This is a genomic window from Cohnella xylanilytica, assembly GCF_014212175.1.
Taxonomy (GTDB): Bacteria; Bacillota; Bacilli; order Paenibacillales; family Paenibacillaceae; genus Cohnella; species Cohnella xylanilytica.
The window spans coordinates 1-10367 of record NZ_JACJVR010000002.1 but is presented as its reverse complement, the minus strand read 5'-3'; the positions used below and the strand labels follow the sequence as shown (position 1 = coordinate 10367).

Genomic DNA, 10367 nt, shown 5'->3' with positions numbered 1-10367 from the left:
GGGCGCGGTTCTGTCATTCGCGACCAAGGGAGGAGCTTCGCGCGATGGAATTCATTACGTTGGACCGGTTGGACGACCGGTATTGGCCCGCGGCGCTGGTCCTGTACCGGGAGGCGTTCCCGAACGGGAAGCCGCTGCGAGTCCTGGAGAATACGTTCGCCAAGGGAGTCGGCTATCTTCATGTAGAGCTGGAGGACGGGGAAGTCGTCGCGATGGCGCTGACCGGGAAGCTCCCCAAGGCGAACGCGCTATTGATCGACTACATAGCGGTTCGCGCGGAGGAGCGGGGACGCGGCCGGGGAACGAGGCTCGTTCGGGAGATCGAGGGGGAGGCCCGCACGATGGGGCTGGACGGGCTCATTCTCGAAGCCGAAGCCGGGCCGGAGCCGGAGAACGAGAAGCGGATCCGGTTCTGGGAGGGCTGCGGCTTCACCGCGACGCCTTACGTGCACCAATACATCTGGGTGCCGGAGCCGTACCGCGCCCTGTACTTGACGTTCGATCCGAAGAAGCCGCTCCCCGCGGACGGCCGGGAGCTGTTCCGGCATATCACCTCGTTCCATTCGCTCGTCTTCCGCACTGCGAGAGGCCGCTCCGATCCGGAATAAGCTTCTTGCCGCGAACGTTAGGCGGAAGTCCGCTCCGATCGTTCCGCGGGCGGGGCGGCGGGCAGCTCCAGCTCGAACGCCGAGCCTTCCGGCGAGCTCTCCAGCAGCCTCAGCTCTCCGCCTTGCGCCCTCGCAAGCAGCTGGCTGTACGTCAAGCCGAGGCCGAGGCCGCGCGTTCGCAGCTTCTTGCTCTCTCCCCGGTAGAACCGCTCGAAGATGTGAGGCCGATCCTCCGCGGCGATGCCGGTTCCGTTATCCGCGATCTCGATCGAGGCGCGGTTCTCCTTCGCGCGCAGCCGAATCGCGATAACCGTCGGGCGGCCCGGATCGGCCGCCTGAAGCGCGTTGTTCAGCAGATTGACGACGATCTGCTGGATGCGGAGCGCGTCTCCGGCCGCCTGGACGGGGGCTTCGGGGAAGTCCGTCGACACGGAGAGAACGGCTCCCTCGTTCTTCGACGTCAGCTCCCACTGGTAGGCGATCTCGGACACGAGCGCTCCCAGGTCGAGCCGGTCCCGGCGCACCTCGACGCTGCCGGCGGACAAGGCGTTGTAGTCCAGCAGATCGGCAACCATGCGTTCGAGCCGTCCCGATTCCCGCAGGGCAATGTCGAGGAACTCCTTCGCCTCCTCCGGCCCCACGACGTCGTCGCGCACCGCCATGACGAGTCCCTTGATCGAGGTGACGGGCGTCTTCAGCTCGTGCGTCACGCCGGCCAGAGACAGCGCCCGCCATTCCTCGAGCTGCTTCAGCCGGCTGGCCATGTCCTTGAACGACACGACGAGCTCGTCGATCTCCCTCTCCTTCGTGTCCACTTCCAGATTCACGTCGTAATGGCCTTCGCGGATGCGGCGCGCGCTCTCGGCGACGCGGCGAATCGGCAGCGACAGCTTCCGCGACAGCAGGTAGATCGTGAGCCAGCCGCACAGGATCAGGGCGACCAGCAGGACGCAGGCGAGAGCCAACTCGTTGGGGCTGGCGGCCAGCGACCTCTTGGACAGGAGCAGCGATACCTGGCCGTACGTCCGCCCGCCTTCGTCCCCGATCGGGATGCCGATAACCTTCTTCGCCGGGTCCCTGGACTTCAGATCCTTGGTCAGCCATTGATGCAGTTGCTCTTCCTTGATAGGGGGTCTAGAAAAGACCAAGTCTCCGTCTTTATCGGTGATGATCAGACAGAATTCCCCTTTGAAGTTGAAGTAGCCCATTCGGCTGTCCAGCAGCTTGTTCATCGTGTAGGGGACGCTCAGCTTCCCGTCCTGCCCCACTTCCACCCGGTCGGCGATCTCCTGTCCGAGCAGCCCGGCCGTCTTCTGCCGGTTGTCGGAGGCCGTCTCGCGAATCCAGTACACGGCGAACAGGGTGATGAGCGTCATCCCGACAACGAGAATCAGAATATATCGGCGCGTCCAGTAAGACAGGATGGACGTCATCTTCTTCCGCTTCATTCTCCGATCCACAGCTGATACCCCGTTCCCCTTAGAGTGCGGATCTCGCCAGCTTCGGCGGACCAATGCGACAGCGATTGGCGCAGCCTTTTGACCGCCAGGTCCACCGCCCGGTCGCTTCCCTCGTAGTCCATGCCCCATACCTGCTCGATCAGTTGCTCCCGCGTGAAGATCCGGTTCGGGTATTCGGATAGGAAAAGCAGAAGGGACAACTCCCGAGGATTCAGGTCGACCTCGGCGGCGTTCAGGTACACGCTTCGCGAGGCCAGGTCGACGACCAGGTTGCCGAAGATGCGCTTGCTCTCCCCGTCCGTCCAATGCGGCCGCCTGCGCAGAACGGCGTTCACGCGCGCGACGACCTCCTCCGGGACGAACGGCTTCGTCATGTAATCGTCGGCGCCTCCGTTCAACCCGCCGAGCCGATCCAGCAGCCCGTCGCGGGCGGTCAGCATGATGACGGGGCAGGCGCTTTTCTCCCGGATTCGCCGGAGCAGCTCCCACCCGTCCATGCCCGGGAGCATGACGTCGAGCAGCACGAGCGAGAAGTCGCGCGAATCGAACATCCGCATCGCCTCGTTGCCGTCGGCCGCCCTCTCCGGGGCGAAGCCGCTCTTGCGAAGGTAAGCGGCCAGCACCCGGGCGATCGCCTCTTCGTCTTCCACGATAAGGATCGGCTTCACGACGCACCCTCCCATTCTCTCGATCCGGTCTCCTTTTATAGCTACTTTTGCACAAGAGCCGCCGGTCCGCAACCCTTCCGGAACATTTCCCAAGTCTTTTTGCGCCCGACATTCGCCCGACACATTCCTTTGATATCTTGGACCCGTGTCTATCTATCCGATAGAGAGAATGGGAGGAATCGATTGTGAAGAGGAAAACGAAGATTTGGCTCATTGCCGGAGCGGCCGTCGTCGCCGTCGCGGTCACCGGGGCGTTCGCGTTCTCGGACAGCTACCTCGGCAACAACATCGACATCGAGGAAGTGCTTCCGGCCGCGGCGGCGACCGCTTCTCCGGCGGCATCGGGGGGATCGCCGTCCGCATCCCCGGAAGCGGCCGGAGAGTCGGTCGCCGGAGAGCAGCTCAACGGGAATTGGAGCATCGCGGATTCCTCGAAGGTGTATTTCTCGGTGACGACGTCGCGGGAGACGGTCAACTTCGTGGACGAGGCGGTCAGCGGCAGCTGGACCGTGGACGTGGACGATCCTTCGAAGATGCAGGCGGAAGGGCGGATCGAGATGGCGTCCGTCGATTCGGGCAACGGCCAGCGCGACGGGCACGTCAAGGGAGAGGAGTTCTTCAACGTCGCGGAGTTTCCGCAGGCGGCCTTCAAGGCCTCGTCGATCGAAGGATTGCCGCAGGAGTGGACGGAAGGTCAAACGTACGATTTCAAGATCGCGGGCGCTCTGACCGTGCGCGGCATCGAGAAGGAAGTCGAGTTCGCCAGCCGATCGGCGTATCAGGACGGCCAGCTTCTCCTGTCGGGGACGACGACGGTTACGTTCGCCGACTTCGGGATGAAGAACCCGCACAACGTCGTGCTGGACACCGAGAACGACATCGGCGTTCGGCTGGAGCTGGTATTGACGAAGTAAGAGCGGAACTTGGCGTGAAAATAGAGAAGACCCGGCGCGCGATGGCGCTCGGGTCTCTCGTTGTTTTTCTGGGGCGGGGGGAAGGGTCATTCGGGATGGTTCCCGGTGGAGCGGCCCGCCTCGTACGGCGTCGTCACTCCTTCGTACATGAGATGCATCGTCATGCCGACCACGGCGTGCGTCAGATTATGGCAGTGGTCCATCCAGACGCCCGGATTGTCGGCCCGGAACGCGATCTCGTAGGTGTCGCCCGGCAGGACGTCGAGCGTATCCGACCACCAGGGGGAACCGTCGGCCGGCTCCCCGTTGCGCGAGAGCACGAGGACGTGATGGCCGTGCAGATGCATCGGATGGTCGACCATGCCCCGGTTCACGATCGTCGTCTTGACGAGGTCGCCTTCGCGGACCATGAAGGCGGGCGTATTCGGGAACACTTCGCCGTTGAGCGTATACAGCATCTCGAACTTGCCGTCGTAGAAGCCGAGCTTGTTGTCCAGCACCATCGTGAACTCGCGGTCGAAGGCGCTGTCCGGACCGAACGGGGTCTTAGCCGGCTTGCCGTAATGCAGCGGGTCGAATTCGGAGCCGCCGCTCGGGGCGTCCGGGATGTCGCCGCTGCCGTCCGGGCTCATCAGGATGCCGAGCCGGCTGCCGGCCGCGAAGCCGATGCCGAGGAACACCGGCCGGTCCGGCATGACGAATGTGACGTCGTACCGTCCGCCCGTCGTCAGGACAAGCTTCGTTCCGCCGGCCAGATCGCCCGGCTCGTTCAAGTCGGTCCCGTCGATGGCGGCCACCTGGAAGTCCGATCCGACGAGCCGGTACGTCTGCCGGATCCAGTTGTCGGTGTTGATCAGGCGCAGCCGGACCGGCGTTCCGGGAGCGATTCGCACGCGGTCCACGCCGTCGGAAGCCCCGATCGCGATGCCCGCGTCGTCCCACAGGTGAGTCATCACCGTGATGTCCTTCTCGCGGGCGCGGTCGGGATCGGGATGGGCCGGTTCGACGACGAGGGAGCCGAACAGGCCCTTGGACACCCCCTCCAAGGAGTCCTGGTGGGTGTGGTACCAGAACGTGCCGACCTGCTCCGCCTTGAATCGGTACGTGTGCCGCTCTCCGGGCATCACCGCGTTCTGGGTGACGCCGGCGACCCCGTCTTCCGCGTTAGGGACGTCGAGCCCGTGCCAGTGGATGGTGGAGCCCGCATCGATGTCCTTGTTGACGAGCGTCACCTCTACGACTTCGCCTTCCTTGACGCGCAGCTCGGGCCCGGGAATTTGGCCGTCGTACGTCCACGCTTCGATCGTCTGGCCCGAGGCGAGCCGGACGGTCTTCTTCTGCGCGGTCAGCGTGAACCGGCGGTCCGGCTCGGAGTCGGGGCCGGTCAAGTCGGCCACGGACACTGGAGCCGGCGCGGCGTCGGCCGTCGCGGCGAGGTGGGCCGCATGGCCGGAGCCATGGTCATGGGCGGCGGCGACGTTGCCCTTCCCGTCGTCCATCGGGCCGGCCGTCATGTCGATTCGATCCGGAAGCGGGCTTGTGCTCGCTCCGATCGTCAAAGGAACCGCCGCGGCTGCGACTACGGCCGCCGCAATGGCGAGGCCGCGCAGCCCGCGCTTCCACAGCGGCGGCCTCGGGAACGCGCCGGGGGCGTGGGCGGCCCGGCCGGCGCGTTCGCCGCGGAGGTAGTGGCCGAACCAGATGGCGGCCATCGCCGCGGCGTAGACGAGAAGCGGAATCGTCGCCTCCGCGAGGTCGAACGGAACGGGGGCGTTCAGCACGTAGTAGAAGGCGGTCAGCGCTCCCAGGGCGGAGGCGCGATACGCCGTGGCGAGCCCGGGTTCGGCGGCCGCGCGGCGAAAGGCCGGAGCGATCGGGGCCGCGGCGTCCTGGAGGCCGGGATCCCGGAGCATCCGCCGCAGCTTCGGTACCGAGACGAGCCAGACGAACAGGAGCGGGACGGCGGCCAGAGGCGCCTGCAGGAGCACGCGGCCGAGCCAGAACAGCCGGTCGAAGGCGACGGCCATGGCGACGACGCTTCCCGTCGCGGCCGCGGCGGCGAGCGTCGTCGCGACGGTCCAGACGATCAGCCGGCGCCCTTGCCGGCGAAGCCGGTCGCCGGAGGGGGCGTGCGCCAGCTTGTAGGCCAGATTGCCCGCCATCCAGCCGAGCAGGGCGAGGATGAGCAGGCTGGCCATTTCTATGCTTACGAGTAATCCGTACATGGAGGAGATCTCTCCTTATCGAGTGTCGAGCTTATTGTAATGGTTTTGACGATCGGAGAGATCGGGCAACGGACGCAACCGGTGCCAGCCTGTTGTCGGGGGGGCGAACTGGCCTTAGGTCGAGGATGGCGGGGGCGGGGCTCGGGAGGGGAGGGGCTTGCAACGAAGAGAGCCGCCGCGCCCGATCGCAAGGGCGCGGCGGCTCTAATCATAAGCGAGGCTTATGCTTGAGACGTGCGGATCCAGACGCTCATCTCGCCGGCCTCGCGGTTGCCCCACAGGTAGTAGGGCACCGCCTTAAGCGGCTTCGGCTTGGCGAGAGGGCGGTACGGCGCGTACGGCTGGTCCTCGTCGGACCAGGCCGCGCCGTCCGTCGCGACGCCGTCCAGCTCGACGACGACGCAGCCGCCGAGCAGATCGGCGTCGAAGCGCTCGGCCGGCTTCGCGTCCGCGGACACCGCGAGCGAGGCGAGAGGCGCGCCGTTGTCCGCTTCTTCCAGGCAATACACGAGCGGCCCGCGCTGGATGGCGACCCGGCCGGCGTCGGCGCGAATCTGCGGATGCGCCGCGATCAGCTTCGTCTCCAGCGGCAGCAGCCAATCGGCTTCGTCGCCGTCCGCCCACGTCCGCTCCGCCAGCGCGTAGCCGTTCTCGACGCGGTACTCGACCGCCTGCCCGTTCACGCGCAGCTCCGGCCGCCCGCTCTGGAACCAGGCCGGCACGCGCAGCGCCAGCGCGAACTTCGCGCCGCCCGCGCCTCCGCCCGGCAGCGACACCTTAAAGCGGACGCGGCCGTCCCATGGCAGGGCGGACTGCTGCTCCAGCGATACCTTGCCGCTCCCCAGCTCGAACGTCGCTTCGCTGCCGATGAACAGATGCGCGTAGATCCGGTTCTCGTCCGGAGAGACGCCATAAATATATTCGTTCAGCGAGCTGAGCAGACGGGCGACGTTGGGCGGGCAGCAGGAGCAGCCGAACCACTTCTGGCGCACGGCCTTGACGTGATGCTTGCCCGGGTTCTTCGCGCTCGCTTCCGGCCACACTTCAAGCGGATTGACGTAGAAAAAGTGCTTGCCGTCCTTGGACATGCTGCCGAGCACGTTGTTGTACAGCGCCCTCTCCAGGACGTCCGCGTACTCGCTCTTCGCTTCGAGCTGAAGCATCCGCCGCGCGAAGAAGATAAGTCCGATCGAAGCGCAAGTCTCCGCGTAGACCGTATCGTTCGGCAGGTCGTAGTCGAACGAGAACGCTTCCCCGTGATGCGTCGAACCGATGCCTCCGGTGATGTACATCTGCTTGCGGGTCACGTTGTTCCACAGCCGCTCGCACGCCGCGCGAAGCTCCGCGTCCCCGGTCAGGCGCGCCAGGTCCGCCATCGCCGTGTACATATACACCGCGCGTACGGAATGGCCGACCGCCACGGATTGCTCCCGCACGGGAAGATGGCTCTGGTTATACTCGAGATTCGGCGAAGGAACCGTGCCTTGCACCCAATGGCTCGTCCTTCCGCGCCGTTCCCACTCCTCCACGAAGTAGCTCGGCTTGCGTCCGCGCTCGTCGATGAAGTATTGGCTGAGCTTCAGGTACTTTTCGTTCCCCGTCGCCTCGTACAGCTTCACCAGAGCCAGCTCGATCTCCTGGTGGCCGCAGTAGCCCCGCAGCTTGCCCGGCTCCGTGCCGAACGTCTCGTCGATATGGTCCGCGAACCGGCACATGATGTCGAGCAGCTTCCGCTTGCCCGTTCCGTTGTAATAAGCGACGGCGGCTTCCATCATATGGCCGGCGCAATAGAGCTCGTGGGCGTCGTGAAGGTTCGTCCATTCCTTGCCCGGCTCCTTGATCGTGAAGTACGTGTTCAGGTATCCGTTCTCGCGTTGGGCTTGGCCGATCAGGTCGATGGCGTCGTCCGCGATCTTCTCGAGCTCCGGGTCGGGATGGTTCGCCAGCGAGTAGCCGACCGCCTCCAGCCACTTGGCCAGGTCGCTGTCCTGGAACACCATGCCGCCGAATTCGCCTTCCTGCAAGCCGGCCGCGATCCGGAAGTTCCGGATGGCGAAGCTCGGCTCCGCCCCTTCCACGCGGTCGTTAAGCGCTTCCCATTGATACGGAATGACCGTCTGTCTCACCAGCTCCGAATAATCGTTCCAGAAGTCGTCGCGAATGCGAACCTCGGGAACGCGGAGGCCGTTCGTTGGCGTGATCATGGGCATTCTCCTCCCAAAACATCAGAAATTGACTCCTCACAGCAACGAGTATATCCTTTTGATGACGGACTGAATATGTCGAAAATGAACTCCTTTTTTATAAAATATCACACAGCGGGGAGGGACGGAGATGAGCGCGGAACCGATCGTGATGCTGAAGGCGCCGCCGCTGCCGTACTATCTGGGCTCCGGCTTCACGGAGTACGAGCCGGGCGAGCAGCACCCGAACCGCAAGAGCCTCGGCTTCTTCGATCTGCTGATCGTCGTCAAGGGGGAGCTGTACATCGGGGAGAACGGCCGGGAATGGGCGCTCGGCGAAGGAGAGACGCTGCTGCTCCTGCCGGAGGGAGAGCATTATGCGACGAAGCCGTGCGACCGGAAGACTTCGTTCTATTGGGTTCACTTCGACCATGCCGGACTTTACGGGGAGGAGCCCGAATCGGGGCATATTCCGCAGCCCGCCGCGGAGCAGCCGTTCGCGAATCCGTACTCCGTCGGCATTCCGAAGCGATCCGCGCTGGCCGATCCGGCCGCCGCGGCCGACCTGCTCCGCCGGCTCGTCGGCCTGTCCTCGCGAAGCCGCTCCGACGCTTATTGGAAGGAGCAGGGCCTGCTCCTCGAGCTGCTGGAGCTGCTGGAGCACGGGGAGAAGGGCGAGCTGGCGCCGCCTCCGGTGCGGCTGGCGGAACGGACGGAAGCGTACATCAAGCAGCATTACCGGTCGGACTTGACGAACGAGACGTTGGCGGAAGCCCTCCATTTTCACCCCAATTACGTCGTTCGCTGCATGAAGGCGCGGTATCGGAAGTCGCCGATGGAATACTTGCACGAATACCGGCTGGAACAGGCGAAGCGGCTGCTCGTCACGACGGCCTGGTCGGTCGCGCAGATCGCCGAGCACGTCGGGTTCCGGCACGCGCCTTACTTCTCGGGCTGCTTCAAGCGAAGCTTCGGCATCTCGCCGCTGCGCTTCCGCAAAATGTATCTAAACTAACGAGCCCATCGTATAGGAAGCGACTGCCGGAATCGCACGCACAAGGAGCGGCATCCGCTCCCCGGCCGAGCCCGGAGAAGCAGGCAGATGCGGCTCGGACAGGACATCGGCCTCCGATGGACAAAGTTGCGCTTGGTATTAAAGGCCCATTGGTTTACAATCGAGGGTAGCGAGCGTTTTTTTATCGACAAGGAGGCATGGCGTCATTGGTCTTCTATTTGATATCCTTATTCGTTATCGCCATCGACCAGCTGTCCAAGGGATGGATTCGCGCGAACCTGGCGATGGGGGAAGAGACTTCGGTCTGGTCGGGGCTCATTCACGTGATTCGGCTGGAGAACACGGGCGCCGCGGGCAGCTCGTTCCAGGGGTACGGCCGCTGGTTTGTGCCGGTGGCGGTGCTGATCGTCGCGTTCGTCCTCTATTCTCGCAGCAAGGGAAGGCTGAAGGGGCTGTGGATGGAGATCGGCACGGGCTTCTTCGTCGGCGGGGCGATCGGCAACGCGATCGACCGGGTGCTGTTCGAGGGCGTGACGGATTTCATCCAGTTGAAGGGCCGCGGGGGAGTCATGAACATCGCCGATATCGCCTTGAATATCGGGGTCATCGTTCTGCTGCTGACGACGCTCTTCACGCGCCGCAAGCAGGCCAAGGTGACAACCGCGGAGTGACCGTCGGCGGGAAAAGGAAGGGGCTGCTCCGCAAGGGCGTTCGTCCTTGCGGACAGCTCCTATGTTTATGCGGCAACTTATTTTTCGCAACCGCCGGATTTTCATTCAACTGCAAATCGATTAAAAATGGAAAAACAAACCTGTTGCAGCAGTCTAGGTCCGCATGATATATTCTAATTCCGGCCGCGACAAACGGTCGGCGACAGAAGCAAAAACTTGTTCCTTGAAAACTGAACATCGAGTGTAATCGTGCAATACCAGCAATGAATTGAGCCTTCAAGGCTCTCGCGTAAAGGTTGGACATTTTGACTCTCGGGATTTCCTTGCGGAAACCCTGCCGTCAAAAGTCCTTTTATGGAGAGTTTGATCCTGGCTCAGGACGAACGCTGGCGGCGTGCCTAATACATGCAAGTCGAGCGGATCTTCAAGGGAGCTTGCTCCTAAGAAGGTTAGCGGCGGACGGGTGAGTAACACGTAGGCAACCTGCCCTCAAGACCGGGATAACATTCGGAAACGAATGCTAAGACCGGATACGCAAGAAGGAGGCATCTTCTTCTTGGGAAACACGGCGCAAGCTGTGGCTTGAGGATGGGCCTGCGGCGCATTAGCTAGTTGGCGGGGTA

Annotated in this window: 8 protein-coding genes and 1 rRNA gene; 5 read left to right on the top strand and 4 right to left on the bottom strand. The window is 63.8% G+C overall.

Annotation, left to right across the window (positions count from 1 at the left end; all coding sequences use genetic code 11):
* The first annotated feature begins 44 nt into the window (after positions 1-44).
* Positions 45-608, top strand: coding sequence for a GNAT family N-acetyltransferase (locus H7B90_RS00125; RefSeq protein WP_185133833.1), 564 nt, complete (start codon positions 45-47; stop codon positions 606-608).
* A gap of 17 nt (positions 609-625) precedes the next feature.
* Here H7B90_RS00125 and H7B90_RS00120 read toward each other — a convergent pair whose 3' ends face one another.
* Positions 626-2068, bottom strand: a complete 1443-nt coding sequence (locus H7B90_RS00120) for a HAMP domain-containing sensor histidine kinase (protein ID WP_185133832.1) — start codon at positions 2066-2068, stop codon at positions 626-628.
* Positions 2053-2736, bottom strand: a complete 684-nt coding sequence (locus tag H7B90_RS00115) for a response regulator transcription factor (protein ID WP_185133831.1) — start codon at positions 2734-2736, stop codon at positions 2053-2055. Before H7B90_RS00115 ends, H7B90_RS00120 begins: the two co-directional genes overlap by 16 nt.
* A 185-nt stretch (positions 2737-2921) precedes the next feature.
* Between H7B90_RS00115 and H7B90_RS00110 the strand changes: the two genes are divergently transcribed.
* Positions 2922-3650, top strand: a complete 729-nt coding sequence (locus H7B90_RS00110; RefSeq protein ID WP_185133830.1) for a YceI family protein — start codon at positions 2922-2924, stop codon at positions 3648-3650.
* 86 nt (positions 3651-3736) lie between these two features.
* Here H7B90_RS00110 and H7B90_RS00105 read toward each other — a convergent pair whose 3' ends face one another.
* Positions 3737-5875 (bottom strand): multicopper oxidase family protein, encoded by a 2139-nt coding sequence (locus H7B90_RS00105; protein WP_185133829.1) that lies wholly within the window; start codon positions 5873-5875, stop codon positions 3737-3739.
* A gap of 221 nt (positions 5876-6096) precedes the next feature.
* Positions 6097-8079, bottom strand: a complete 1983-nt coding sequence (locus tag H7B90_RS00100; protein WP_260410617.1) for a glycoside hydrolase family 127 protein — start codon at positions 8077-8079, stop codon at positions 6097-6099.
* Positions 8080-8209: 130 nt separating this feature from the next.
* On the opposite strand from H7B90_RS00100, the gene H7B90_RS00095 reads away from it, so the two are divergent.
* The 3 genes from H7B90_RS00095 to H7B90_RS00085 all read left to right on the top strand — a co-directional run.
* Positions 8210-9073 carry a helix-turn-helix transcriptional regulator gene (locus H7B90_RS00095; RefSeq protein ID WP_185133827.1) on the top strand — a complete coding sequence of 288 codons (864 nt, stop codon included), beginning with the start codon at positions 8210-8212 and terminating at the stop codon, positions 9071-9073.
* 197 nt (positions 9074-9270) lie between these two features.
* A complete protein-coding gene (lspA, locus tag H7B90_RS00090) occupies positions 9271-9744 on the top strand; it encodes a signal peptidase II (protein ID WP_246578595.1) in 474 nt (157 codons plus the stop codon).
* Positions 9745-10095: 351 nt separating this feature from the next.
* Positions 10096-10367: ribosomal RNA gene (locus H7B90_RS00085) — 16S ribosomal RNA — on the top strand; the annotation flags it as partial.

Coding starts and splice junctions, on each gene's coding strand:
- H7B90_RS00125 (WP_185133833.1), top strand. CDS start 45: ATGGAATTCATTACGTTGGACCGGTTGGACGACCGGTATTGGCCCGCG.
- H7B90_RS00105 (WP_185133829.1), bottom strand. CDS start 5,875: ATGTACGGATTACTCGTAAGCATAGAAATGGCCAGCCTGCTCATCCTC.
- H7B90_RS00100 (WP_260410617.1), bottom strand. CDS start 8,079: ATGATCACGCCAACGAACGGCCTCCGCGTTCCCGAGGTTCGCATTCGC.
- H7B90_RS00095 (WP_185133827.1), top strand. CDS start 8,210: ATGAGCGCGGAACCGATCGTGATGCTGAAGGCGCCGCCGCTGCCGTAC.
- lspA (WP_246578595.1), top strand. CDS start 9,271: ATGGCGTCATTGGTCTTCTATTTGATATCCTTATTCGTTATCGCCATC.